A 25,580-nucleotide genomic window follows, 5' to 3' on the forward strand; every position below is an offset into this window, starting at 1 on the left:
GAGGTGGTGCTGGGCGTGGTAGGGCTCAACGACCTGGCTCCCCTTCTGTTCGAGGTCTACGTGATCTCACGGAGCGGCATCGGTGCCCACCGTAGTGGCTGGACCGGGCCGGTGGGGTGACCGACGTGGGCCACCCCACCAGCGCGCGTCGTCAGCTGTCCGAGGACTTCTTGCTGAGCTCACCCTGGACGGTGGCCAGCAGCTCCTCCCAGGACTTCTCGAACTTCTCGACGCCCTCGCGCTCGAGCAGCTCGACGACCTCGACGTAGGAGATCCCGAGGCGCTCGAGGGAGTCGAGCACCTGCTCGGCGTCGGCGTAGTGGCCGGTGACCTGGTCACCCGCGATCTGGCCGTGGTCGAGCACCGCGTCGAGGGTCTTCTCGGGCATGGTGTTGACCGTCTGGGCCGCCACCAGCTCTTCGACATACATCGTGTCGCTGTAGGCCGGGTCCTTGACACCGGTCGACGCCCACAGCGGTCGCTGCACGTGCGCACCGTCGTCGGCGAGGTTGGCCCAGCGCGGGGTGCCGAAGACCTCCTGCCACGCCCGGTAGGCGAGGCGGGCGTTGGCGATGCCGGCCTTGCCCTTGAGCGCGGTGGCCTCCTCGGTGTCGAGCGCGTCCAGCCGCTTGTCGATCTCGGTGTCCACGCGGGACACGAAGAAGGACGCGACCGAGTGGATCGTCGACAGGTCCTTGCCGGCCTCGCGGGCCTGCTCCAGGCCGGTGAGGAAGGCGTTCATCACCGCGCGGTAGCGGTCCAGGGCGAAGATCAGCGTGACGTTGACCGAGATGCCCTCGGCGAGCACCCGGGTGATGGCCGGCAGGCCCTCCTCGGTCGCCGGGATCTTGATCATCACGTTGGGCCGGTCGACCGCGGCGTAGAGCGCCTTGGCCACCTCGACGGTCCGGTCGGTGTCGTGCGCGAGCCGCGGGTCGACCTCGATCGACACCCGCCCGTCCACGCCACCGGTCCGGTCGTAGATCGGCCGCATGATGTCGCAGGCCTCCCGCACGTCGGTCGTGGTGAGGGCGAACACCGCGTCCTCCACGTCGGCGTTCTCGGCGATGAGCTCCTTCACCTGGTCGGTGTAGGTCTCACCCTTGGACATCGCCGAGGCGAAGATCGTGGGGTTGGTGGTGACACCGACGATGCCCTTGGTGTCGATCACCTCCTGCAGGTTGCCGGTGACGATGCGCTCGCGCGACAGGTCGTCCAGCCAGACGGAGACGCCGTTGTCGGCGAGGGCCTTGACGTTCTCGATACCCATGCTCACTTGCCCTTCTCTTCGAATCCCACGGTGCCGGCCTCGGGGCCGTCACCACCGGGGACTGCGTGCCCGACCCGGTCCAGGGACTCCTTGGCGGCGGCCACGACGGCCTCAGGGGTGAAACCGAACTCGGTGAACAGCTTCTTGCCGTCGGCCGACGCGCCGAAGTGGTCGATGGCGATGATCTTGCCGGCGTCGCCGACGATGTCGCGCCAGCCCATCTGGGAGCCGGCCTCGATGCTGACGCGCGCCTTGACCGAGGCGGGCAGGACCGACTCCTTGTAGGCGTCGTCCTGCTCGGCGAACCACTCGACGCACGGCATCGACACGACGCGCGTGGGGATGCCCTGGGCCTCGAGCACCTTGGCGCCCTGGACCGCGACCGAGACCTCCGAACCGGTGCCCACGATGATCACGCTCGGGGTGTCGGCGGAGCTCTCGACGAGGGTGTAGGCGCCCTTGGCGACGCCGTCGACCGAGCCGGTCTCGCTGCGGTCGAAGACCGGCAGCGCCTGGCGGGACAGGCACAGCCCGACCGGGCGGCCGTGCCGGGCGAGGATGGACTTCCACGCCGCGGCGGTCTCGTTGGCGTCGGCCGGGCGGACGATGTCGAGGTCGGGGATGGCGCGCAGCGAGGCGAGGTGCTCGATTGGCTGGTGGGTGGGGCCGTCCTCGCCGAGGCCGATGGAGTCGTGCGTCCACAGGTAGATCGCGTCGGCCTCCTGGATCGCCCCGAGTCGCACGGCGGGCCGCATGTAGTCGGAGAAGACCAGGAAGGTGCCGCCGTAGGGGCGGGTCAGCCCCTCGAGCGCGATGCCGTTGAGGGCCATGCCCATGGCGTTCTCACGGACGCCGAAGTGCAGCGTGCGGCCGTAGGGCCCGCCCTGCCACTCCGAGGTCTGCCGGTCCGTCGGGATGAAGGACGGCTGGCCGCCCATCGTCGTGTTGTTGGACTCGGCGAGGTCGGCGGAGCCACCCCACAGCTCGGGCATCACGTCGGCGAGCGCGGTGAGGATCTTGCCGCTGGCCGCGCGGGTGGCGACACCCTTGGGGTCGGCCTCCCACTCGGGGAACGCCGCGTCGAAGCCCTCCGGCAGCTGGTGGGCGCGGACCCGGAACAGCAGGCCCGCCTGCTCGGGGTTGGCCTCCTCCCAGGCGGCGAACTTCTCGTCCCAGGCGGCGCGCAGCTCCTCGCTGCGGGCCGCGCGGGTGCTGCGGACGTGCTCGATGACGTCGTCGTCGACCTGGAAGGTCTGCTCCGGGTCGAAGCCGATGGCCTCCTTGAGGCCCTTGATCTCGTCGTCACCAAGGGCCGCGCCGTGCGCCTTGCCGGTGCCCTGCTTCGTCGGGGACGGCCAGGCGATGACGGTGCGCACCATGATGAAGGTGGGCTTGTCGGTGACCTTCTTGCCCGCCTCGATCGCCTCGAGCAGCGCGTCGACGTCCTCGACGTAGTCGGGGGAGGTGGTGCCGTGCTCGCGGCGCCACTCGACGACGCGCACGTCCCAGCCGTAGGCCTCGTAGCGCTTGGCCACGTCCTCGGAGAAGGACACGTCGGTGTCGTCCTCGATCGAGATCTGGTTCTGGTCGTAGAGGAGGGTGACGTTGCCGAGGCGCTGGGTCCCGGCGAGCGAGCTGGCCTCGCTGGCGACGCCCTCCATCATGCAGCCGTCGCCGGCGACGATGTAGATGTGGTGGTCGAAGACGCTCTCGCCGTCACCGGCGTTCGGGTCGTAGAGCCCCCGCTGGCGGCGCTGGGCCAGCGCCATGCCGATGCCCGTCGCGACGCCCGATCCCAGCGGACCGGTGGTGAGGTCTACGCCGGGGGTGTGGTGGACCTCGGGGTGGCCGGGGGTGCGCGAGCCCCACGTGCGCAGGGCCTCGATGTCGTCCTTCTCCAGCAGCCCGTCGTAGTAGAGCTGGATGTACTGGGTGAGGCTCGAGTGGCCCGCCGACAGCACGAACCGGTCGCGACCCAGCCAGTGCGGGTCGGTGACGTCGTGCCGGATGACGTTCTGGTAGAGCAGGTAGGCCAGCGGCGCCAGGCTGATCGCGGTGCCCGGGTGGCCGTTGCCGGTCTTCTGCACGGCGTCGGCCGCGAGGACCCGGACGGTGTCGACCGCGCGGACGTCGAGGTCGCTCCAGCCGGCCTTCGTGGCGACCGGTGCGGAAACGGAACGACCAGAGCTGGTCGTCGGTGTGGTGGTCAAGGCTGCTCCTCGTCTGGCTGCGAGCTGGGGTCGGGAAGCGGTCGCAGACCGCGTCCGTCAGTGAGCCTAGTCACGATGTTGCCGAATTGACATCTTGCGCCCAGCAGCCGGTCCGACCCCGCCGCGTCTGCCTTCGCCGCCGGTCAGCCTTAGCGGTAGCATCACGACAGACGTGATGGCGGCCGCGACCGCTTGGACGCTAGCCCCGAAGGACATCGTGACCGCTCTCCAGCCGCACACCGACCGGACCACCGGGTCTGGGTCGTCGCGCTTCCCCTCCGTCGTGCGCAACTACATGGCGCTGACGAAGCCGCGGATCATCGAGCTGTTGCTGGTCACGACGTTCCCCGTCATGTTCCTCGCCCAGCGTGGGCTGCCCGACTTCTGGCTCGTCGTCAACACCCTGATCGGCGGCTCGCTCTCGGCCGGCGCGGCCAACACACTCAACTGCTACCTCGACCGCGACATCGACGCGCTGATGGCGCGCACCGAGAACCGTCCGCTCGTCACCGGTGAGATCAGCCCCCGCAACGCGATGCGCTTCGGCGTGGTGCTCACGGTCTTGTCGACGCTCTGGCTCGGGTTGTTCGTCAACTGGCTGTCCGCGTGGCTGTCGGTGGCGGCGATCGTGCTCTACGTCGTGTTCTACACGCTGGTGCTCAAGCGCCGGACCAGCCAGAACATCGTCTGGGGCGGCATCGCCGGCTGCATGCCCGTGCTGATCGGCTGGTCCGCCGTGACCGAGTCGCTGGCCTGGGCACCGGTCGTGCTCTTCCTCGTCATCTTCTTCTGGACCCCGCCCCACTACTGGCCGCTGTCCATGCGGTTCAAGGACCAGTACGCCGCAGCCGGTGTCCCGATGCTGCCCGTGGTCGCGCACGACGTCTCCGTCGCCCGCCAGGTCGTGATCTACACCTGGGCCACCGTCGCCTGCTCGCTCGTGCTGATCCCCGTCGCGGGGATGGGGTGGATCTACCTCGCCTCGGCCGTGCTCGCCGGCGCGCTCTTCCTGGTGGAGGCGCACCGCCTGCTCGCCCGCGCGCAGGACCCGGGCAACGCGACCATGGCCTCGCTCAAGCCGATGCGCCTGTTCCACTACTCGATCACCTACGTGACCCTGCTGTTCATGGCCGTGGCGATCGACCCGCTGTTCCACTTCCCGATCTACTGACCGGACCCTGCCGGGCGCGTCAGCGTCGTCGGGTGGCCAGCACCGCGTAGGTGAGCGCGGCCGTCAGCACGGCGGCCAGCAGCAGGTGCACGGTCACCAGCGCGATCGGCAGAGCCAGGAAGTACTGCGTGTAGCCCACGAGCCCCTGGACCACGCACAGCACCAGGACCCAGGTCCAGCCCTTCGCGTAGCTCATCGGCACCGGCACGATCTTGGCGATCGCCCACAGCCCGAGCACCAGCCCGACGAACAGCATCACCGAGTCGGCGTGCAGCCAGGACGTCGTGCGCGGGTCGAAGCCGAAGCGGACGTCGGCGGCCGAGTCGCCGGAGTGCGGGCCGGAGCCGGTGACGGCCGTGCCGAGCACGATCACGACGGCCCCGACCACCGCGGTGATCTTCGCGAGCACCCGCACGCCGGCGGGCACGGTGGCCTGCACCGGACCGTCGCCCTCGTCGAACCGCACGAGCAGCCAGGTCGAGTAGGCGACCAGCAGGATCGACAGCAGGAAGTGCGGCGACACCGTGCGCGGGTCCAGGTGGGTGAGCACGATGATCCCGCCGACGATGCCCTGGGCGAGCACGCCGATCAGCGGGACGAACGACGCCTTGACCAGACCGGGCCGGTCCTTGCAGTGGCGCAGCACCTCGACGATCAGCCACACGGCGACGGCGATCAGAACGAAGGTCATCGTGCGGTTCCCGAACTCGATGAACTTGTGGTAGCCCTGCTCCTGCTGCGCGGTGGGCACGAACGAGCCCGGCGTGCACTGCGGCCAGGTGGGGCAACCGAGGCCGGAGCCGGTGAGCCGCACCAGCCCGCCGGTCATGATGATGCCGATCTGGCAGACCAGGTTGGCGATCAGCGCGGCGCGCACCCGGCCGCGGTCGCGCAGAGGGCGCAGCGGCGGGTGCTTAGGCAGGGTCGGGGACGAGGCGGGGACGTCGGAGTGGGGGCGGGTCGAGGACACGGCCGAAGCCTAGCCGGGCGCGCTGGGTGCCCGGACCGCGCCCCCGACGTCAGCCGGGTCAGCCGGTGATCGCGGTGCGCAGCTGGGCGACCAGCCAGCGCACGTCGTCCTCGGTGACGGTGAGCGGGGGAGCGATGCGCACGGTCGATCCGTGCGTGTCCTTCATCAGCACGCCGAGCGGGACCAGCCGCTCGCACAGCTCGCGCCCGCTCATCAGGGCGGGGTCGACGTCGACGCCGGCCCACAGGCCGCGGCAGCGGTAGGCCAGGACCCCGTGACCGACCAAGGTGGCCAGCTCGGCGTCCAGCACCGCCCCGAGCCGGGCGGCGCGCTCCTGCCACACCCCGGTCGACAGCATCCGGACCACCTGGTGGCCGACGGCCGCGGCGAGCGGGTTGCCGCCGAAGGTCGACCCGTGCGATCCGGGGGTGATGACGTCCATGACGTCGCGGTCGGCCGCGATGGCCGACACCGGGACGATGCCGCCACCGAGCGCCTTGCCGAGGATGTAGACGTCCGGCACGACCCCCACGAGGTCGCACGCGAAGGTGCGGCCGGTGCGGCCGAGCCCGGACTGGATCTCGTCGGCCATCAGCAGCACCTGGCGCTCGTCGCACAGCGCCCGTAGACCGGGCAGGAAGTCCGCGGGCGGGACCACCACGCCGCCCTCGCCCTGGATCGGCTCGACGAGCACCGCGACGACCGTGCCGAGGGCGTCGATGGCGTCGCGGCAGGCGGCGAGGTCGCCGTAGGGCACGACCTGGAAGCCGGGGGTGTAGGGCCCGAAGCCGGAGCGGGCGTCCTCGTCGGTCGAGAAGGACACGATGGTGGTGGTGCGGCCGTGGAAGTTGCCGTCCATCACGAGGATGGTCGCGCGGTTCTCCGGCACGCCCTTGACCTGGTAACCCCACCGGCGGGCGACCTTGAGCGCCGTCTCGACGGCCTCGGCCCCGGTGTTCATCGGCAGCACCTTGTCCTTGCCGGTGAGCTGGGCGAGGGCCTCGCAGAACGGCCCCAGCTGGTCGTTGTAGAACGCCCGGCTCGTCAGCGTGATCCGCTCCAGCTGGGTGCGCGCGGCCTCGAGCAGCTCGGGGTTGCCGTGGCCGAAGTTGAGCGCCGAGTAGCCGGCCAGCGCGTCGAGGTAGCGGTGACCGTCGACGTCGGTGACCCAGGCGCCCTCACCGGTCGCCAGCACCACGGGCAGCGGGTGGTAGTTGCTCGCGCCGTACTCCTCGGCGAGCTCGATCTGGTCGGCGGTCGCCCGGCTGACGGGCAAGGTGGTGTGGTCGTGGCTCATCGCCGGCTCCTTCGGTCGCAGGGCACGCGCAGCGCACGTGGACTGCCTCCATCATCGACCAGCGTCGCGACGCGCACCATGCTCGATCTGGTGCTCGATCTGTCGATCTGTTGCGCACATCGAGCACCCGGCTCGACACGATGAGCAACGATCAGTCGGACCAGCGGAACAGCCGGCGCGCGAGCGCACCGAGCACGAGCGTCCAGCCGGCCAGCACGAGCAGGGCGCGAAGGTCTACGCCACCGTGCTCGAACGCGGCGCGGAAGCCGTCGCCGAGGGCGGCCGTGGGCAGGAAGGAGATGACCGTCGACCAGGGGCCGGGGAAGCTCGTGGCTGGCAGCACCACGCCGCCGAGGCCGAGCAGCAGCACCCACACCAGGTTGGCGAGCGCCAGGGTCGCCTCGGCCCGCATCGTCCCGGCGAAGAGCATGGCGAGGGCGACGAAGCAGGCGGTGCCGAGCAACCAGAACAGCACGAACGGCAGCACGCCGATCGCCGACGGGTGCCAGCCGAGCGCGAGACCGAGGGCCATCAGGACGACCAGCTGGATCGCCTCGACGACGAGCACGGCGAGCACCCGACCCGACAGCAGCCCGCTGCGCCCGAGCGGGGTGACCCCGAGCAGGCGCAGGACGCCGTAGCGCCGGTCGAAGCCGGTCGAGATGGCCTGCCCGGTGAACGCCGTGCTGAGCACCGCGAGCGCGAGGACGCCCGGCGTCACCACGTCGACCCGGCGGCCGGCGAGCTCGGGGAACGGGGCGAAGACCCCCGCGACCAGCGCGAGCGCGGGCAGCACCATCGAGACGATCAGCTGCTCACCGTTGCGCAGCAGCGTGCCGGTGTCGAACCTGGCCTGGGCGAGGACCCGTCGCGTGGGGGTGGCGGGCGCGCTCATCGGGTCTGCTCCTTCGTGGTGACGGCGAAGTAGACGTCCTCGAGCCGGCCGCCGCCGACCACCTCGGCCAGCGACCCCTCGGCCGCGACCCGGCCGTGGGCGATGACGACCACGTCGTCGGCCAGCCGCTCGGCCTCCTCGAACGAGTGGGTGGTCACGACCACGGCGGCACCGCGGTCGCGCCACTCGCGCACCAGCGACCAGACGTCGAGCCGCGCGTGCGGGTCCAGCCCGGCAGTGGGCTCGTCGAGGAACAGCACGTCGGGGTCGCCCACGAGGGCGGCGGCGAGCGCCACCCGCTGGCGCTGTCCGCCGGAGAGGCGGCGCACCGTCGTGCCGGCGAAGGCGTCGATCCCGAGCCGGTGGGCCAGCTCGGTGACGTCCAGGGGATCGGCGTAGAGCGCGGCGAGGTGGCGCAGCAGCCGGATCGGCTTGGCGCCGTTGGGCAGGCCGCCGTCCTGCAGCATGACGCCCACGCGGGCGCGGTGCTCCGGGGACGCGTCCCACGGGTCGACGCCGAGGACCTCGGCGACGCCGGCGTCCGGACGCTGCAGGCCCTCGAGGATCTCCATGGTCGTGGTCTTGCCGGCGCCGTTGGGGCCAAGGACCGCGGTCACCCGGCCGAGATGGGCCGACCAGGACATCGCGTCGACGGCACGGACGCTGCCGAAGCGCTTGGACAGCTCACGGACCCGGACGGCTTCACTCACGGTGTGGAAGTCTACGGGGCCAGGTCGCCGCCCCGACCGCCGGGTGGACCGACCCTCAGCGACCCCCAAGGTTTGCCCCACGGAATTACACAAGGGTACTGTTGCTTAAAGAAGACGAGCGCGTAGACCGAGCAGGCGAGGAGGCGAACGGCATGGCATCGACCAGCACGGTAACGACCAGCACGGCAGCCCCTTCGAGCGCAGCCGCCGGCGCCGCTCCGAGCACGGCCGACCAGCGCACCCGGGCCCGGGTGCAGGCCGAGGTGTCCGAGCGCGGCCCGATCACGGCGGCCGAGCTGGCCGGGCTGCTCGGGCTGACCGCGACGGCCGTCCGGCGCCACCTCGACGCCCTGTCCGACGCGGGACTGATCGAGGAGCGCGACGCGGCCCGCAAGGGTCGGGGCCGTCCCGCCCGCGCCTACGTGCTCACCCCCGCCGGTCACCGGGCCCTGTCGACCAGCTACGACGACGTCGCCACCTCCGCGCTGCACTTCCTGGCCGAGCAGGTCGGGCCGCAGGCCGTGCAGGCGTTCGCCCGCGAGCACGTCGCGGCGGTCGAGGACCGCTACCGCGAGCGGGTCCACGCCGCCGGTCCCGACGTGCGGGCCCGCGCCGAGGCGCTGGCGCAGGCACTGTCCGAGGACGGCTACGCTGCCTCGAGTCGTTCGCTGGACCTCCCGATCGCCGGCGTCGGCCTGCAGCTGTGCCAGGGGCACTGTCCGATGCAGCAGGTAGCGTCGGAGTTCCCCGAGTTCTGCGAGGCCGAGCGCGAGGTCTTCTCGCGACTGCTCGGCGTGCACGTGCAGCGACTCGCGACCCTCGCGGGCGGCGAGCACGTGTGCACCACCTTCGTCCCGACCACCAACCCCTCCACCGAAAGGCCTTCACGATGAGCACCATCGAGGAACTCAATCCTGGTCTGAAGGGCCTCGGCCGTTATGAGTACGGTTGGGCCGACAGCGATGTCGCCGGTTCGGCCGCCAAGCGCGGCCTGTCCGACGAGGTCGTCCTGGACATCTCCCGCCGCAAGGACGAGCCGCAGTGGATGACCGACCTGCGGCTGAAGTCGCTGCGTCTGTTCGACAAGAAGCCGATGCCCACCTGGGGCTCGGACCTGTCCGGCATCGACTTCCAGAACATCAAGTACTTCGTGAAGTCGACCGAGAAGCAGGCCACCACCTGGGACGAGCTGCCCGAGGACATCAAGGCGACCTACGACAAGCTCGGCATCCCCGAGGCCGAGAAGCAGCGGCTCATCGCCGGTGTCGCCGCGCAGTACGAGTCGGAGGTCGTCTACCACCAGATCCGCAAGGACCTGGAGGAGAAGGGCGTCATCTTCGTCGACACCGACACCGGTCTGCGTGAGTACCCGGAGCTGTTCAAGGAGTACTTCGCCACCGTCATCCCGGCCGGCGACAACAAGTTCGCCTCGCTGAACACCGCTGTGTGGTCGGGTGGTTCGTTCATCTACGTCCCGCCGGGCGTCCACGTCGACATCCCGCTGCAGGCCTACTTCCGGATCAACACCGAGAACATGGGCCAGTTCGAGCGGACGCTGATCATCGCCGACGAGGGCTCCTACGTGCACTACGTCGAGGGCTGCACCGCGCCGATCTACAAGTCCGACTCGCTGCACTCCGCGGTCGTCGAGATCGTCGTGAAGAAGAACGCCCGGGTGCGCTACACGACCATCCAGAACTGGTCCAACAACGTCTACAACCTCGTCACCAAGCGCGCGACCTGCGCCGAGGGCGCGACGATGGAGTGGATCGACGGCAACATCGGGTCCAAGGTGACCATGAAGTACCCCGCCGTCTTCCTGCTCGGCGAGCACGCCAAGGGCGAGACGCTGTCCATCGCCTTCGCGGGCGAGGGCCAGCACCAGGACGCCGGCTCCAAGATGGTCCACGCCGCCCCCTACACGTCCAGCTCGATCGTCTCCAAGTCGGTAGCCCGTGGTGGCGGTCGCACGTCCTACCGCGGCCTGGTCCAGATCAACGAGGGTGCGCACCACAGCAAGTCCAACGTGCGCTGCGACGCCCTGCTGGTCGACGACATCAGCCGCTCGGACACCTATCCCTACGTCGACGTCCGCGAGGACGACGTGCAGATGGGTCACGAGGCGACCGTGTCGCGGGTCAGCGACGACCAGCTGTTCTACCTGATGTCGCGCGGGATGACCGAGGAGGAGGCCATGGCGATGATCGTGCGTGGCTTCGTCGAGCCGATCGCCCGTGAGCTGCCCATGGAGTACGCCCTCGAGCTGAACCGCCTCATCGAGCTGCAGATGGAAGGAGCCGTCGGCTGATGGCCGTCGAACTCAAGAAGCCCCCGGTCGCCGGGGGCGTCACCCCGCTGGCCACCAAGAAGCCCGGCGCCGACCAGGCCCACACGGACTCCGGCGCGACCTTCGTGCCCGACCAGTCGCGCGCCGAGCGCACCCGCTCGTTCGACCTGGACGCGTTCCCGGTGCCGAACGGTCGCGAGGAGGACTGGCGGTTCACCCCGGTCAAGGAGCTCGCGGACCTGTTCCAGCCGGCTCCGACCGAGGGAGAGAAGTACCGCCAGGACGTCAACGCGCCGGCCGGCGTCAAGACGTCGAAGGTCCCCGCCGACGACGAGCGGCTCGGCCAGGTCGGCACCCCGGGCGACCGGGCTGCGGCCGTCGCGTGGAACGCCAAGGACCAGGCGACGATCGTCAAGATCCCGTCCGGCACCGAGCTGGGCGAGGCCGTCCGCGTCGTGCTCACCGCGAGCGACGAGGCGCGCATCAACCGGCACGTCCTGATCGAGGCCGGTCACCACAGCAAGGCCATCGTGGCGCTCACCCACGAGGGCTCGGCGCGCCTCACTGGCAACGTCGAGATCTCCGCCGGCGACGGCGCCGACCTCACCGTGGTGACCATCCAGGAGTGGGACGACGAGGCGGTCCAGCTGGACCAACACGACATCCTGGTCGGGCGTGACGCTCGGGTGCGCCACATCGCGATCACGTTGGGCGGCAAGGTCGTTCGGCTCAGCACCAACGTCCGCTACGCCGGCCCCGGCGGCAGCGTCGAGTGCCTCGGCGTCTACTTCACCGACGCCGGTCAGCACCAGGAGCACCGCCTGTTCGTCGACCACGAGCCGGTCCACTGCACCTCCAACGTCGAGTACCGCGGTGCCCTGCAGGGCGACGGCGCGCACTCGGTGTGGGTCGGCGACGTGCTGATCCGCGCGGCGGCGCACGCCACGGACACCTACGAGCTCAACCGCAACCTGGTCCTCACCGACGGCGCCCGCGCCGACTCGGTGCCCAACCTGGAGATCGAGACCGGCGAGATCGTCGGCGCCGGCCACGCCTCCGCGACCGGCCGGTTCGACGACGAGCAGCTGTTCTACCTGCAGGCGCGCGGCATCCCTGAGCACGAGGCCCGGCGTCTCGTGGTGCACGGCTTCTTCGCCGGCATCATCAACCGGATCGGGCTGCCCGGCACCCAGGCCCACCTGATGGCGCGCATCGAGAAGGAGCTCGCCGACTCGATCGACAGCGCCTTCGAGCCCGCGGCGGCGGCCACCCGATGAGCTTCGTCAAGGTCTGTCAGCTCGACGACCTCGAGATCGGCGGGGTCCGCGCCGCCGAGGTCGACGGGGTCACCGTGGCGCTCGCGCGCACCGGTGAGCGGGAGGTCTACGCGATCAACGACACGTGCTCGCACGCGAACGTGTCGCTGTCCGAGGGCGAGGTCATCGGCTGCCTCGTCGAGTGCTGGCTGCACGGTTCGGAGTTCGACGTCCGCACCGGTGAGCCCAAGCAGCTGCCCGCCACCGTCCCGGTCGAGACCTACGCGATCCAGCTCGACGGAGACGACGTGCTCATCGACGTCGAAGCCGAGTCCAGCTTCCTCAAGGAGAACTGAAACACCATGGCTACTCTCGAGATTCGCAACCTCCACGTGTCGGTGGAGACCGAGCAGGGCACCAAGGAGATCCTGCGCGGCGTCGACCTGACCGTCCGCTCCGGTGAGACGCACGCCATCATGGGCCCCAACGGCTCGGGCAAGTCGACGCTGGCCTACTCCATCGCCGGCCACCCCAAGTACACCGTCACCGAGGGCACCGTGACCCTCGACGGCGAGGACGTCCTCGCCATGAGCGTCGACGAGCGCGCCCGCGCCGGCGTCTTTCTCGCGATGCAGTACCCGGTCGAGGTCCCCGGCGTGACGGTCTCGAACTTCCTGCGCACCGCCAAGACCGCCATCGACGGTCAGGCGCCCAAGCTGCGCACCTGGGTCAAGGACGTCAAGAACGCCATGACCGAGCTGAAGATCGACCCGGCCTTCGCCGAGCGCAACGTCAACGAGGGCTTCTCCGGCGGTGAGAAGAAGCGCTTCGAGATCCTGCAGATGGAGCTGCTCAAGCCGTCCGTGGCGATCCTCGACGAGACCGACTCCGGCCTCGACGTCGACGCGCTGCGGATCGTCTCCGAGGGCGTCAACCGGGTCATCGCGAGCGGTGACGTGGGCTGCCTGCTCATCACGCACTACACGCGCATCCTGCGCTACATCAAGCCGCAGTTCGTCCACGTCTTCGTCAACGGTCGGGTCGTCGAGGAGGGCGGTCCCGAGCTGGCCGACGAGCTCGAGGAGAACGGCTACGACCGGTTCCTCGCCGCCGCCGGTGCGGCTGCCGAGACCGGCGCGGTCGAGCAGGTCGACCAGGTCACTGTCGAGCCGGCGAACGCCTGAGGCTCGGCCCGGAAGGAGTCCGATGACAGCGGCACAGCTGTTCTCCCCGGAGGAGTCGGCGCGCATCCGCGCCGACTTCCCCATCCTCACGCGCACGGTGCGCGGTGGGCGCCCGCTGGTTTACCTCGACACCGGGGCGACCTCGCAGAAGCCGACCGAGGTCATCGACGCCGAGCGGCGCTACTACGAGACCGTCAACGCTGGGGCCCACCGCGGTGCGCACCTGCTCGCCGAGGAGGCGACCGACGCCTACGAGGGGGCCCGCTCGACCGTGGCCCGGTTCATCGGCGCGCGGCCGGCGGACGTGGTGTTCACCAAGAACGCCACCGAGTCGCTCAACCTGGTCGCCTACGCGTTCACCAACGCGGCCGCACCCGGCGCGATGGCGGGTGTAGACCCCGCCGTCGCCGAGCGTTTCCGGCTGGGGCCGGGCGACGAGGTGTGCGTCACCGAGATGGAGCACCACGCCAACCTGGTGCCGTGGCAGGAGCTGTGCCGCCGCTCCGGCGCCACGCTGCGCTGGCTGCCAATCACCGACGACGGCCGCCTCGACCTCACCGACCTCGACACCCTGGTCAACGAGCGCACCAAGGTGCTCGCGTTCACGCACGTGTCGAACGTCCTCGGCACCGTGAACCCGGTGGCGACGCTGGTGGCGCGGGCCAAGGAGGTGGGCGCCCTCACGGTGCTCGACGCCTGCCAGTCCGCGCCGCACCTGCCGATCGACGTGACCGAGCTCGGCGTCGACTTCCTCGCGTTCAGCGGGCACAAGATGTACGGCCCCACCGGGGTCGGCGTCCTCTGGGGCCGCGGCGAGCTGCTCGACGCGATGCCGCCGTTCCTCACCGGCGGCTCGATGATCGAGCTGGTGCGGATGGAGGGCACGACCTACGCCCCGCCGCCGCAGCGCTTCGAGGCCGGCTCGATGAACGTCGCCCAGGTCGTCGGCCTCGCCGCCGCCATCGACTTCATCGAGGGCATCGGGCTGGACCGCATCCACGCCCACGAGCTGGCGCTCACCGAGCGGCTGCTCGACGGGCTGGCGCGTCGGCCCTGGGTGCGGGTCGTCGGTCCCACCGACGCGGTGGACCGCGGCTCGTCGGTCGCGTTCGTCGTCGACGACGTGCACGCCCACGACGTCGGTCAGCTGCTCGACGCCGAGGGGGTCGAGGTCCGCGTGGGTCACCACTGCGCCTGGCCGCTGCACCGGCGGTTCCGCATCGCCGCGACCACTCGGGCGACGTTCGGGGTCTACAACACCGCGGCGGAGGTCGACGCCCTGCTCGCCGCGCTCGACACCGTGCCCGCCGTCTTCGGCGTGGACGTCTCGCAGCAGGTGGGTGCCTGATGGACCTCTACCAGGAGCTCATCATCGAGCACTCGAAGCGGCCCCAGCACGCGGGGCTGCGCGACCCGTTCGACGCCGAGGTGCATCACGTCAACCCGACCTGCGGCGACGAGGTGACGCTGCGCGTCAAGGTGGGGGAGTCCGGCGAGCTCGAGGACGTGTCCTACGACTCGATCGGCTGCTCCATCTCGGTGGCCTCTACCTCGGTCCTCGCCGAGGAGTGCATCGGCCACCCGCTGGAGGAGGTCTTCGAGACCTACAACGCGATGCGCTCGATGCTCACCAGCAAGGGCGCCGACCCGGGCGACGAGGAGGTCATCGGCGACGGTGTCGCGTTCTCCGGCGTCTCGCAGTACCCCGCGCGGGTCAAGTGCGCCCTGCTCGGCTGGTCGGCGATGCTGGACGCGCTGGCCCAGGCCGGCGTCGACATCTCGGCCACCAGCCACCCCGCCTCGACCTCGTCCACCACCGCCTGAGCTGCCTTCTCTGACCCGCCTTCTCTGACCCGCCCGCCTATCTGATCCGCTATCGCCTGAACGGGAGGACGCCATGTCCGACACCACCACCACCCCGGTCAACGTCGCTGACGTCGAAGAGGCCATGCGCGACGTCGTCGACCCCGAGCTGGGCATCAACGTCGTCGACCTCGGCCTGGTCTACGGCATCACGCTGGACCAGCAGACCAACGCGGTCATCGACATGACCCTCACCTCGGCGGCCTGTCCGCTGACCGACGTCATCGAGGACCAGACCGCGCAGGCGCTCGAGGGCGTCGTCGACAGCCACCGGATCAACTGGGTCTGGATGCCGCCGTGGGGCCCCGACAAGATCACCGAGGACGGCCGCGAGCAGCTGCGCGCGCTCGGCTTCAACGTCTGATCCGTCGGCGACCCACCCGTGCACGCGCCGCGGATCTACTACCTGACCCACCCGCAGGTCGAGATCGACCCGGATGTTCCGGTGCCCTCCTGGGTGCTGTCCGACGAGGGTCGACGGCGCGCTGCGACGCTGGCGGGGCGGCGCTTCCTGGACCACGCGAGCTCGGTGTGGTCGAGCACCGAGCCGAAGGCCGTGCAGACCGCCAAGCTGCTGCTCGCCGGGTCGCCGCTGCCGCGCCTCGAGGTCGAGGCGCTCGGTGAGAACGACCGCAGCGCAACGGGATTCCTGCCGCCGCCAGAGTTCGAAGAGGTCGTCGACGAGTTCTTCAAAAGGCCGGGGAAGTCCGTCCGGGGCTGGGAGAAGGCCAAGCACGCCCAGCGCCGCGTGGTCGCCGCGATCACCGACATCCTGGCGGACCCTCGAGCCGGCACCGGTGACGTCGTGGTCGTCGGCCACGGCGGCGTGGGCACGCTGCTGATGACCGCGCTGCTCGACGTCACCATCGACCGGGCGCTGGACCAGCCGCAGCAGGGCTGCTACTTCGTCTTCGACCGCGAGACCCTGCGCGTGCGCAACACCTGGCGGCCGCTCGAGCGACTGCGCTGACCGGCTCTGGTCCTGCTCGTCGCGCCGGGCACGCGTCGGCCGCGCGCGTCGACTCGGCGCCGACTCGGCGCCGCCCGGCGTCACCAGAGGCTGGTGTCCAGGGGCTCGGCGTTGGGCTCGAGGGACGGCTGGTTGGGGGTCGCGAGGGTGATGACCGCCTCGGTGACGACCTCGTGCTGCTCGAGCGCGGACTCGATGGCGCGCAGCTGCTCGGCGACCGTGTGCTCCGGGAAGTCGCCGGCGAGGTCTACGGCAGCGACGAGGAAGACCTCCATGGGCCCGACGTACTCCAGGTGCAGGTAACCCACCCGGTCGACCTCGGGGCGGCCCAGCAGCGCCTCCAGCGCCCGGTTGTAGATCGCGGGGCTGGCCGGCTGCCCGGTGAGGAAGTCGCGGTTGCGGCCGATCAGGAAGACCGCCACGATGCCGAGCAGGATGCCGACGAGGATCGAGCCGATGGCGTCGAAGACGGCGTTGCCGGTGACCTGGTGCAGCACCATGCCCGCGGCTGCGATGATCAGGCCGACCAGGGCCGCCGAGTCCTCGACGAACACCGCCCGCAGGGTCGGGTTGGACGTGCGGTTGATGAACTGCAGCGGACGCAGGTGCAGTCGCGCCGCGTTGGCGCGCGTCTGGCGCAGGGCCTGCAGGAACGAGATGCCCTCCAGCACGAACGACACGGCGAGCACGATGTAGGCGATGGTGTAGCTCGACTCGGCCTCGGGCTCGAAGATCGACGTGACACCGTGCCAGATGGAGACGACGGCTCCGGCGGTGAACAGGCCGAACGCCGCGAACATCGACCACACGTAGGCCTCGCGGCCGTAGCCGAGCGGGCGGCCGGCGTCGGGGGACTGGTCGGACTTGCGCTCGGCGACGAGCAGGAAGACCTCGTTGCCGGAGTCGGCCCACGAGTGCGCCGCCTCGGCCACCATCGACGCCGACCCGGTGATGACTGCCGCGACCGTCTTGGCGATGGCGATGAGCACGTTGGCGGCGAACGCGATCACGACGGTGAGCAGGCTCTCGCCGCCCTTGGCGTCCTCGGAGCTCCGCGGTGGGGGATCTGCGGCATCGGTCATGTCCGTAATCTAGCCCCGTGGACCGACAGACCCCCGCGCTGATCGAGGTGCAGTCGTCGCGCCTGCCCCGGTGGGTCGGCTCGTTCCTCGACGAGCACGCGGCGGCCGGCGCCCCAACCTGGTCCACCACCGGCGAGCAGGACGTCGTGGTCACGGCCGCGGACGGCGCCGCCGCGCGGCTGCGCGCCCTCGACCCGGCCGGCGCCGAGCAGGTGCGCTCGCTGCGCACACTCGTGGGCTGGCCGACCACGCCCGACGTGGTCGCCGTGCTGCTCGTGCGCCGGGGCGGCTACGCGGTAGGGGTCGTCGAGGCTGGTCGACTCACCCGGCACTCGTGCGGGACGCGGTACGTCCAGTCGCGGACGGCTGCGGGCGGCTGGTCCCAGCAGCGCTACGCGCGGCGGCGCGACAACCAGGCCGCGGCGCTCGTCGACCGGGCCGTCGACCACCTCGTCAAGCAGCTGACCGGCCTCGGCCACCCGGGCGCGCTGGTCGTCGGCGGCGATCGTCAGCTGGTCGCCGATGCCCTCGGGGACCGCAGGCTGACGCACCTCTCGGCACTCCCGCGGCGGGAGGTCTACGACATCGGGGACCCGCGCCTGGAGGTGCTCAAGGAGACCGTAGACCGCGCCCTCGCCGTCCAGGTGCTGCTGGCCGGGAGCGCTACCGGCACGTCCGCAGACCCATCGATCACCCCATCGACCACCCCACCGCAGGAGGGCACCATGACCGCCAGCATCACTGCCATCGAGCAGCTCCGTCCCGCAGCCGAGGCCTTCACCGCCCTCGTCGACCCCCTCACGAGCAGCACCGACCCGAGGCTGGAGCGGGCGACCCCGTGCGAGGACTGGACGGTGCGCGAGCTCGTGACGCATCTCGTGCGCGAGCACCTCTGGGTGCCGGCGCTGCTCGCGGGGGAGACGATCGAGCAGGTCGGCGACCGCTTCGACGGTGACGTGCTGGGCGACGACCCCGCCGCGGCGTGGCACGCAGCCAGCGAGGCGTCGCTCTCGGCCTGGTCCGCGGTGGACCCCGACCGTGAGGTCGACCTGTCGTCGGGGCCGACGGCGGCCAGGGAGTACGCCGAGCAGATGCTCACCGACCTCGTCGTGCACGCCTGGGACCTCGCACGTGGCCTCGGCATCCGGCCCACGCTGCCGCCGGCCGCGGTCGACGCCACCCTCGCGATCGTCGGGCCGATGGTGAGCCCGCGCGGCATGCCGGGGATCTTCGAGCCGCCGGTGTCGACCGGTTCGTCCGACCGGGTCGACCAGCTCGTCGCCCTCACCGGCCGCGACCCGAAGTGGTCCTGACTGCTGGGTGGTGCGGGGCGCCGGGTCCTGATGGGTGCCGCGCCGTGAGGGGTGCCGGACGCTACCGCCGACCGTCGAGGTACGCCGGGAAGTCCGCCATCGAGGCGAGCGCCGTGGTCGCACCGGCAGCGCGCAGGGCAGCGGCGTCGAACGCACCCGTCGCGACGCCGACCCCCACCGCCCCTGCCCGCACCGCCGACTTCATGTCCTCGACGTGGTCGCCGACGTAGATCCCCGCGCCCTCCTGCTGCAGCGCGTGCGTCTTGCCCTCGGCGAACCGCTCGGCGTGCACCCGGTCGACGAGGTCGGCGAGGCCCGCCTCGGTGAGCGCGAGGTCTACGGCAGGGCCGTACTTCGCCGAGATCACGACCGACCGACCACCGTGTGCGTGCACCGCCTGGAGCGCCTCGCGTGCCCCGGGCATCGCCGCGTGCGGCGCCTCCGCCGCCCCCACGTCGTAGTGATGGCGGTAGCGTCGCACCAGCTCGTCCTGGTCCAGGTGCGGGCGCAGTCGCGTCGCCGTCACCGTCAGCGGTAGCCCGAGCAGCGGCTCCAGCTCGCTCGCCGCCACCGGGTCACCCAGGTCGGCGAACGCCGCGACGTACGACGTCAGCACCCGCTCCCGCGAGTCCACCAGCGTCAGGTCCAGGTCGAAGCCCACGATCAGCGTCATGCCCCCATCCTCGCCGACTCCTGCGCCGTCCCCCGACACGTCGGTGCGTGGCCGAGACGGCAGCTGGTGGCGCGTGCCCCCGTCGACACGGCACTTGGTGGCCGAGACGGCGGTTGGTGACGCACAGCCCGTCGAGACGGCACTTGGGCACTGAGATGGCTGGTGCAGCAGCCGTTTCGGTGGCCAACCACCATCTCGGCGGCCCTGGCGTGAACACCCGTCTCGGCTGCTTGGCCCCGCCTAAGCAGCCGACCAGAGCAGCCGGGCCGATGCGGCGCCTACTCGACCCTGTCCACCTTGAAGGTGTTGCACTTGTTCAGGTCGCCGTACTTGTAGCCCACGGCAAACCAGTTCTGCCGGGCAGCGGCCGAGCCGTGCGTCCAGGTCTCGGGGTTGACCTGACCCTGGGTCTTCTGCTGGATCCGGTCGTCACCGACGGCCGCGGCGGCCGAGAGGGCGGACTTGATGTCCTCCTGGGTGAGCGGCTGGATATAGGTCTTGCCGGACGCCGATTTGGTCGTCGCGGCGTTGCGGGCCCACATGCCGGCGAGGCAGTCGGCCATCAGCTCGATGCGGACCCCGCCGCTCTGGGCGCCCTGCGGGTCGCGCTGCGCCTGGTCGAGCAGCCCGAGCTGGTCCTCGATGTGGTGGCCGTACTCGTGCGCCACGACGTACTCCTGGGCGAGCGCACCCGAGTCGGCGCCGAAGCGCGTGGTCAGCTCGTTGAAGAAGGACGCGTCGATGTAGACCTTCTGGTCGGTCGGGCAGTAGAACGGACCGACCTGGTTCGAGGCCGTGCCGCACGCGGACTGGGTAGACCCCTGGTAGAGCACGGTCTTGGCCGGGGTGTACTGCCGGTTGGCCTGCTCGGGCAGCGCCGTCTTCCAGTAGGCATTGACCGAGTTCACGGTGCCGATGACCCGGCACTCGGCGTCGGAGTTGGCGTCGGCACCGGTCTTGCAGCGGCTGAACTGGTCCTCGCTCATGGTGCTGCCCTGGGACTGGGTCTGCGACTGGTCCACGGCCGAGGGGTCGACGCTCACGCCGGTGCACTGCTGCAGCACGAAGAACAGGATCAGGCCGAGCACGCCGAGCCCGCCGCCGCCGCCGATGACCATGCCACCGGGCATCCCGCCGCCGCGTCCTCCGCTCTCGACCTGCGAGGTGTCCAGCTCGACGTTGTCGTTGAAGCTCATGTGGTGCCTCCTGATCCACGCTGACGAGTGGCTTCGTCAGGGCTTGCGCGTCCGACCCGTAGACTAATCGGCTGGTGCGCCCTCTCAGGCCCAGATGCGGTCCACAGTTTCGAACCGTGACCTACCCGGCCTGGGCATCGGCCAACCGCGACCCAGACCCCCAGCCGCACCACACCCACAGCACCGCCAACCACGCCACCACCTCCACGAGCCGAAGGACACCCCACTTGTGATTGCCGCGACCGGGATCGAGCTGCGCGCCGGCGCCCGCGTCCTCATCGAGGACGCGACCTTCCGGGTCGCCAAGGGCGACCGGGTGGGTCTCGTGGGCCGCAACGGCGCGGGCAAGACGACCCTCACGAAGGTCTTGGCGGGGGAGGGCCAGCCGGCGTCGGGACAGGTCACGCGCAGCGGCACCGTGGGTTACCTGCCGCAGGACCCGCGGACCGGCGACCTGGACGTGCTCGCCCGGGACCGGATCCTCTCGGCCCGCGGCCTCGACGTCATCGTCACCAAGCTGCGCGAGACCGAGGGCGCGATGGCCAGCGCTGACGCCGAGACCCACGAGCGGGCGATGGAGCGCTACCCCAAGCTGCTGGCGCGCTTCGAGGCGGCGGGGGGTTATGCCGCGGAGGCCGAGGCCGCCACGATCGCCGCGGCCCTCGGCCTCGAGACGCGCACGCTGGGGCAGCCGCTGCGCACCCTCTCGGGTGGCCAGCGTCGCCGCGTCGAGCTCTCCCGAATCCTGTTCAGCGACGCCGAGACGCTGCTGCTCGACGAGCCGACGAACCACCTGGACGCCGACTCGATCGTGTGGCTGCGCGACTACCTCAAGGTCTACAAGGGTGGGCTGATCGTCATCAGCCACTCGGTCGACCTCCTCGACGAGGTCGTCAACCGGGTCTTCCACCTGGACGCCAACCGCGCCGTGATCGACCAGTACAACGTGGGCTGGAAGCTCTACCTCCAGCAGCGCGAGACCGACGAGAAGCGGCGCAAGCGCGAGCGCGCCAACGCCGAGAAGAAGGCGTCCTCGCTCATGCTGCAGGCCGCCAAGATGGGGGCGAAGGCCACCAAGGCGACCGCCGCGCACAACATGGAGCGCCGGGCCGAGCGGCTGCTCGCCGGCACCGAGGGCCAGCGCCAGCAGGACAAGGTCGCCAAGCTGCGCTTCCCCAAGCCGGCACCGTGCGGTCGCACCCCCCTCACGGCGAGCGGACTGTCCCGCTCCTACGGCTCGCTCGAGGTGTTCACCGACGTCGACCTCGCCATCGACCGCGGCTCCAAGGTGGTCGTCCTCGGGCTCAACGGCGCCGGCAAGACCACCCTGCTGCGCCTGCTGGCGGGCCTGGACGCCCCTGACACGGGGGAGGTGCACCCCGGGCACGGGCTCAAGCTCGGCTACTACGCGCAGGAGCACGAGAACCTCGACCTGGACCGCACGGTCCTCGCCAACATGAAGTCGGCGGCTCCCGACCTCGGCGAGACCGACGTGCGCAAGGTGCTCGGCTCGTTCCTGTTCAGCGGCGAGGACGTCGACAAGCCCACCAGCGTGCTGTCCGGCGGTGAGAAGACCCGCCTGTCGCTCGCCATGCTGGTCGTCTCCTCGGCCAACGTGCTGCTGCTCGACGAGCCCACCAACAACCTCGACCCGGCCTCGCGCGAGGAGATCCTCGCGGCCCTCGCGAGCTTCGAGGGTGCCGTCGTGCTCGTCTCCCACGACGAGGGCGCCGTAGAGGCCCTCGCTCCCGAGCGCGTGCTGCTGCTCCCGGACGGCGTCGAGGACTTCTTCGGCCGCGACTACCTCGACCTGATCGCCCTGGCCTGACCGACGTGGCCTGACCGACTTGGTGCAGGGCGGGCCTGGCGCCGATCCGCGGCGCAGGGGGTCTGTCCGAGGTGCGGGCTACAGTGACGACCGTGACCGCAGAAGCCCGCCCCCACCCCCACCTGCGCCTCGCCCACGAGGGCGCGGTCCTCACCGTGACCCTGGCCAACCCGGACGAGCGCAACGCCCAGACCCCGTCGCTGTGGCGGGCCCTCGCCGAGGTCGCCGCGGCCGTCGACCCGGGCGTCCGGGTGGTGGTGCTGCGCGCCGAGGGGCAGAGCTTCAGCGCCGGCCTGCACCGCGGCATGCTCTCGCCGGCCGGGATGGTCGGCGAGGACAACCTGCTGCTCACCGCCGCGGGCGACCCCAAGCACCTGGCCGGCCAGATCGCGGTCTACCAGCGGGCCTTCGTGACCTGGCGGGCGCTGCCCGCGGTCGTCGTCGCGGCCGTGCAGGGGCACGCCATCGGCGCCGGCTTCCAGCTGGCCCTGGCCGCCGACCTGCGGGTGCTCGCCGACGACGCGGTCCTCGCTATGCGTGAGACCTCGCTCGGGCTGGTGCCGGACCTCGGCGGCACCAAGCCGCTGGTCGAGGCGGTGGGTTACGCGCGGGCGCTCGAGATCTGCGCGACCGGGCGGGCCGTGGGCGCCGCCGAGGCCGCGGCCCTCGGGCTCGCCAACCTGGTGGTGCCGCGCGCCGACCTCGAGGCCGGCACCGACGACCTGGTGGCTGCCCTGCTGCAGGCGCCCGAGCAGGCGCTGCGCGAGCTCAAGGCCGTGCTGCGCACCGCCACCGCCTCCACCCCCGACCAGCAGTGCGAGAACGAGCGGCACGCCCAGGCTCGGCTGCTGACGGCGATGGTGGCCCGCCGGCCATGAGCTCGAGCAGCGGCTGGGCGATGATGCGCTCCCTCACCCAGGACTCCTCGGTGAAGGACCGCCGGCTCGCGCCCGGCACCGCGCGTCGGGTCCTCGGCTACGCCACTGCCTACCGCACCAAGATCGCGGTCTTCCTCGTCCTCGTGGTGCTCGACGCCGCGCTGGTGGTCGCGACCCCGCTGCTGCTCGGCACGATCGTCGACGAGGGCGTCACCCCTGGGAACCGGCAGCTGGTCGTCGAGCTGGCCCTGGTCGTGGCCGCGCTGGCGCTGCTCGACGCGGTCCTCGGCCTGGTCCAGCGGTGGTACTCCGCGCGCATCGGCGAGGGCCTGATCTACGACCTGCGGGTCGAGGTGTTCGACCACGTGCTCGCCCAACCCATCGGCTTCTTCACCCGCGCCCAGACCGGCGCCCTGGTCACCCGGCTCAACTCCGACGTGATCGGCGCCCAGCAGGCGTTCACCTCGACCCTGTCCGGCGTGGTGTCCAACTCGGTCTCGCTCGTCTTCATCCTGGTGGCGATGGCGTCCAAGTCCGTCGTGCTGACCCTCGCAGCCGTAGCCCTGGTGCCCCTGTTCCTCGTCCCCGCCCGGTTCATGGGGCGTCGGGTCGCGGGCCTCAGCCACGAGTCGATGGGGCTCAATGCCGACCTCGGCACCCGGATGACCGAGCGCTTCAACGTCGCCGGCGCGCTGCTGGTCAAGCTCTTCGGCCGACCCCGCACCGAGCACGACGAGTACGCCCAGCGTGCCGGCCGGGTCGCTGACATCGGGGTCAAGATCGCGCTCAACCGCGCCTTCTTCTTCATCGCGCTCACCACCGTCGCCGCCCTCGCGACCGCCCTGGTCTACGGCGTCGGCGGTCTCATGGTGATCGCCGGATCGCTCACCATCGGGTCGCTGCTGGCGCTCGCGGCGCTGCTGGCCCGGCTCTACGCCCCCCTCACCGCCCTGTCTAACGTGCGGGTCGACGTGATGACGGCGCTGGTGTCCTTCGAGCGCGTCTTCGAGGTGCTCGACCTCGAGCCGCTGGTCCGCGAGGCACCCGACCCGGTCGACCTGCCGGACCAGGCGGTCTCGGTCGACCTCGACGACGTCACCTTCCGCTACCCGTCCGCCGCCGAGGTGTCCCTCGCCTCCCTCGAGCAGGGCGCCGGCGACCGTCTGGGTGGGTCCGACGTGCTGCGCGGCGTCACCTTCCACGTAGGCCCCGGCAGCCTGGTCGCGCTCGTCGGCCCGAGCGGCGCCGGGAAGACGACGATCACCTCGCTGGTGGCCCGGCTCTACGACCCGACCTCCGGCACGGTGCGCCTCGGCGGGGTGGACCTGCGCGAGGCGTCCAACCGGTCGTTGCGCGAGGTCGTCGGCATGGTGACCCAGGAGGCACAACTCTTCCACGACACGATCCGGGCCAACCTCAGCTATGCCCGGCCCGAGGCCACCGACGCTGAGCTGTGGGAGGCGCTGCGCGCCGCCCAGGTGGCGACCCTCGTCGAGAGCCTGCCCGAGGGTCTCGACACCGTCGTCGGCGACCGGGGCCACCGCCTCTCCGGCGGCGAGAAGCAGCGCCTGGCCATCGCCCGGCTGCTGCTCAAGGGGCCGGGTCTGGTCATCCTCGACGAGGCGACCGCCCACCTGGACAGCGAGTCCGAGGTCGCCGTGCAGCGGGCCCTGGACTCCGCCCTTGCCGGGCGCACCGCCCTGGTCATCGCGCACCGCCTGTCGACCGTGCGCGGCGCCGACCTGATCCTCGTCGTCGACGAGGGCCGGATCGTCGAGCAGGGTCGGCACAGCGAGCTGCTGGCGGCCGGCGGGCTCTACGCCGAGCTCTACCGGACCCAGTTCAGCGAGCAGCCGACCCCGGCGGCAGGCTGAGCCCGGCGTCGCGCAGCTCCATGGTGGCGAGCGCGCGGACGATCTGCGGGTCACCACGACGCCAGGCGCCGGCGGGGTCGTCGCTGATCCGGGCCAGACGCTCGAGCGGCTGGGAGGCGAGCGCCCGCAGCGCGAACAGGTCCAGGTCCGCGTCGGCGTCGACGAACCGCTGGGCGACGGCCGCGCTGCGCGCGAACGCGAGCCGACGCCACACCCACCAGCCCACCACGAGCACGATCGGCACGGCGGCCACGAGGATGCCGAGGCCGGTGCCGAGGGTCTGGATGCGGGAGATCAGCTCGGCGCTCGACGTCTCGACGTTGGTGCCGGCCTGCGCGGCCCGGTCGAGCGGCACCCGCAGCGCCTCACCCACGAGCGGCAGGTCGCCGATCGAGCTGCTCGCACCCGCGAGGCTGGTGGCGAGGTTGCCGCCGGCGGTCTTCATCTGCCCGACCGGCGTGGCGAGCTGGACGACCAGGTCGTGGACGACCCGGCCGAGCCACACCCACAGGGCGACCCAACCGAGGACCAGCAGGTCCCCGGTGAGCTGCGCCGATCGTCGACCTGGGGCATCCGCGTAGAGCTTCATGCCCGCCATCCTCTCCCGCGCGCACCGGTCCCTGTTCGCCACACGCCAGGAGTGGTTGAATGCT

The 25,580-nt window shown here is 71.0% G+C and carries 24 protein-coding genes; 14 read left to right on the forward strand and 10 right to left on the reverse strand.

The annotated features are described in order from the left end of the window. Positions 1-151 precede the first annotated feature (151 nt). Both tal and tkt read right to left on the reverse strand, forming a co-directional pair. Positions 152-1,270, reverse strand: coding sequence for a transaldolase (tal, locus tag MM440_RS14425; RefSeq protein WP_241445399.1), 1,119 nt, complete (start codon positions 1,268-1,270; stop codon positions 152-154). Positions 1,271-1,272: 2 nt separating this feature from the next. Further along, positions 1,273-3,480 carry a transketolase gene (gene tkt, locus MM440_RS14430; protein ID WP_241445130.1) on the reverse strand — a complete coding sequence of 736 codons (2,208 nt, stop codon included), beginning with the start codon at positions 3,478-3,480 and terminating at the stop codon, positions 1,273-1,275. A gap of 214 nt (positions 3,481-3,694) precedes the next feature. Between tkt and MM440_RS14435 the strand changes: the two genes are divergently transcribed. Continuing rightward, positions 3,695-4,651, forward strand: coding sequence for a heme o synthase (locus MM440_RS14435; protein ID WP_420914177.1), 957 nt, complete (start codon positions 3,695-3,697; stop codon positions 4,649-4,651). Between the two features lie 19 nt (positions 4,652-4,670). Here the strand turns inward: MM440_RS14435 and MM440_RS14440 are convergent, their stop codons facing one another. The 4 genes from MM440_RS14440 to MM440_RS14455 all read right to left on the reverse strand — a co-directional run bounded on the left by MM440_RS14440 (position 4,671) and on the right by MM440_RS14455 (position 8,523). Continuing rightward, positions 4,671-5,621: a COX15/CtaA family protein gene (locus tag MM440_RS14440; protein ID WP_241445131.1), complete on the reverse strand. Its 951-nt coding sequence runs from the start codon at positions 5,619-5,621 to the stop codon at positions 4,671-4,673. A 58-nt stretch (positions 5,622-5,679) separates the two neighbouring features. Then, positions 5,680-6,918 carry an ornithine--oxo-acid transaminase gene (gene rocD, locus MM440_RS14445; protein WP_241445133.1) on the reverse strand — a complete coding sequence of 413 codons (1,239 nt, stop codon included), beginning with the start codon at positions 6,916-6,918 and terminating at the stop codon, positions 5,680-5,682. Positions 6,919-7,069: 151 nt separating this feature from the next. Next, positions 7,070-7,813 carry an ABC transporter permease gene (locus tag MM440_RS14450; protein WP_241445134.1) on the reverse strand — a complete coding sequence of 248 codons (744 nt, stop codon included), beginning with the start codon at positions 7,811-7,813 and terminating at the stop codon, positions 7,070-7,072. Next, positions 7,810-8,523, reverse strand: a complete 714-nt coding sequence (locus tag MM440_RS14455) for an ABC transporter ATP-binding protein (protein ID WP_241445136.1) — start codon at positions 8,521-8,523, stop codon at positions 7,810-7,812. The genes MM440_RS14450 and MM440_RS14455 overlap by 4 nt, the downstream gene beginning before the upstream one ends. A gap of 152 nt (positions 8,524-8,675) precedes the next feature. Here MM440_RS14455 and MM440_RS14460 point away from each other — a divergent pair, with 152 nt between their 5' ends. The 9 genes from MM440_RS14460 to MM440_RS14500 all read left to right on the forward strand — a co-directional run bounded on the left by MM440_RS14460 (position 8,676) and on the right by MM440_RS14500 (position 16,083). After that, the gene (locus tag MM440_RS14460) at positions 8,676-9,416 is read left to right on the forward strand and encodes a helix-turn-helix transcriptional regulator (RefSeq protein WP_241445138.1); all 741 of its coding nucleotides are present in this window, start codon (positions 8,676-8,678) and stop codon (positions 9,414-9,416) included. Further along, on the forward strand, positions 9,413-10,831 hold the full coding sequence (gene sufB, locus MM440_RS14465; RefSeq protein ID WP_241445140.1) for a Fe-S cluster assembly protein SufB: 1,419 nt from the start codon (positions 9,413-9,415) through the stop codon (positions 10,829-10,831). Before MM440_RS14460 ends, sufB begins: the two co-directional genes overlap by 4 nt. Then, on the forward strand, positions 10,831-12,087 hold the full coding sequence (sufD, locus tag MM440_RS14470; RefSeq protein WP_241445142.1) for a Fe-S cluster assembly protein SufD: 1,257 nt from the start codon (positions 10,831-10,833) through the stop codon (positions 12,085-12,087). The genes sufB and sufD overlap by 1 nt, the downstream gene beginning before the upstream one ends. Next, positions 12,084-12,422 (forward strand): non-heme iron oxygenase ferredoxin subunit, encoded by a 339-nt coding sequence (locus MM440_RS14475; protein ID WP_241445144.1) that lies wholly within the window; start codon positions 12,084-12,086, stop codon positions 12,420-12,422. Before sufD ends, MM440_RS14475 begins: the two co-directional genes overlap by 4 nt. Before the next feature lie 6 nt (positions 12,423-12,428). Next, a complete protein-coding gene (gene sufC, locus MM440_RS14480; protein WP_241445146.1) occupies positions 12,429-13,250 on the forward strand; it encodes a Fe-S cluster assembly ATPase SufC in 822 nt (273 codons plus the stop codon). 22 nt (positions 13,251-13,272) lie between these two features. Continuing rightward, on the forward strand, positions 13,273-14,598 hold the full coding sequence (locus MM440_RS14485; protein WP_241445153.1) for a cysteine desulfurase: 1,326 nt from the start codon (positions 13,273-13,275) through the stop codon (positions 14,596-14,598). Next, entirely contained in the window at positions 14,598-15,074 is a 477-nt protein-coding gene (gene sufU, locus MM440_RS14490) for a Fe-S cluster assembly sulfur transfer protein SufU (RefSeq protein WP_241445156.1), read from the forward strand. The genes MM440_RS14485 and sufU overlap by 1 nt, the downstream gene beginning before the upstream one ends. A gap of 73 nt (positions 15,075-15,147) precedes the next feature. Beyond that, positions 15,148-15,477, forward strand: coding sequence for a metal-sulfur cluster assembly factor (locus MM440_RS14495; protein WP_241445159.1), 330 nt, complete (start codon positions 15,148-15,150; stop codon positions 15,475-15,477). Between the two features lie 18 nt (positions 15,478-15,495). Beyond that, positions 15,496-16,083, forward strand: coding sequence for a histidine phosphatase family protein (locus MM440_RS14500; protein WP_241445161.1), 588 nt, complete (start codon positions 15,496-15,498; stop codon positions 16,081-16,083). An 80-nt stretch (positions 16,084-16,163) separates the two neighbouring features. Here the strand turns inward: MM440_RS14500 and MM440_RS14505 are convergent, their stop codons facing one another. Next, positions 16,164-17,165, reverse strand: a complete 1,002-nt coding sequence (locus MM440_RS14505) for a cation diffusion facilitator family transporter (RefSeq protein ID WP_241445163.1) — start codon at positions 17,163-17,165, stop codon at positions 16,164-16,166. Between the two features lie 17 nt (positions 17,166-17,182). Between MM440_RS14505 and MM440_RS14510 the strand changes: the two genes are divergently transcribed. After that, positions 17,183-18,478 carry an acVLRF1 family peptidyl-tRNA hydrolase gene (locus MM440_RS14510; protein ID WP_241445165.1) on the forward strand — a complete coding sequence of 432 codons (1,296 nt, stop codon included), beginning with the start codon at positions 17,183-17,185 and terminating at the stop codon, positions 18,476-18,478. Positions 18,479-18,539: 61 nt separating this feature from the next. Here the strand turns inward: MM440_RS14510 and MM440_RS14515 are convergent, their stop codons facing one another. Further along, positions 18,540-19,151, reverse strand: coding sequence for an HAD family hydrolase (locus MM440_RS14515; RefSeq protein ID WP_241445166.1), 612 nt, complete (start codon positions 19,149-19,151; stop codon positions 18,540-18,542). Between the two features lie 278 nt (positions 19,152-19,429). Then, positions 19,430-20,347, reverse strand: a complete 918-nt coding sequence (gene ypfJ, locus MM440_RS14520; RefSeq protein WP_241445168.1) for a KPN_02809 family neutral zinc metallopeptidase — start codon at positions 20,345-20,347, stop codon at positions 19,430-19,432. 229 nt (positions 20,348-20,576) lie between these two features. Between ypfJ and MM440_RS14525 the strand changes: the two genes are divergently transcribed. The 3 genes from MM440_RS14525 to MM440_RS14535 all read left to right on the forward strand — a co-directional run bounded on the left by MM440_RS14525 (position 20,577) and on the right by MM440_RS14535 (position 24,927). After that, entirely contained in the window at positions 20,577-22,175 is a 1,599-nt protein-coding gene (locus MM440_RS14525) for an ABC-F family ATP-binding cassette domain-containing protein (RefSeq protein ID WP_241445170.1), read from the forward strand. Between the two features lie 92 nt (positions 22,176-22,267). After that, complete coding sequence (locus tag MM440_RS14530; protein ID WP_241445172.1) at positions 22,268-23,053, forward strand: enoyl-CoA hydratase/isomerase family protein; 786 nt, start codon at positions 22,268-22,270, stop codon at positions 23,051-23,053. Continuing rightward, complete coding sequence (locus MM440_RS14535) at positions 23,050-24,927, forward strand: ABC transporter ATP-binding protein (protein WP_241445176.1); 1,878 nt, start codon at positions 23,050-23,052, stop codon at positions 24,925-24,927. Before MM440_RS14530 ends, MM440_RS14535 begins: the two co-directional genes overlap by 4 nt. Here MM440_RS14535 and MM440_RS14540 read toward each other — a convergent pair. Continuing rightward, positions 24,896-25,516, reverse strand: a complete 621-nt coding sequence (locus tag MM440_RS14540) for a hypothetical protein (protein WP_241445177.1) — start codon at positions 25,514-25,516, stop codon at positions 24,896-24,898. The genes MM440_RS14535 and MM440_RS14540 overlap by 32 nt on opposite strands. Positions 25,517-25,580: the final 64 nt, after the last annotated feature.

Source organism: Arsenicicoccus piscis, assembly GCF_022568835.1.
In the GTDB taxonomy this organism is placed as follows: domain Bacteria; phylum Actinomycetota; class Actinomycetes; order Actinomycetales; family Dermatophilaceae; genus Arsenicicoccus; species Arsenicicoccus piscis.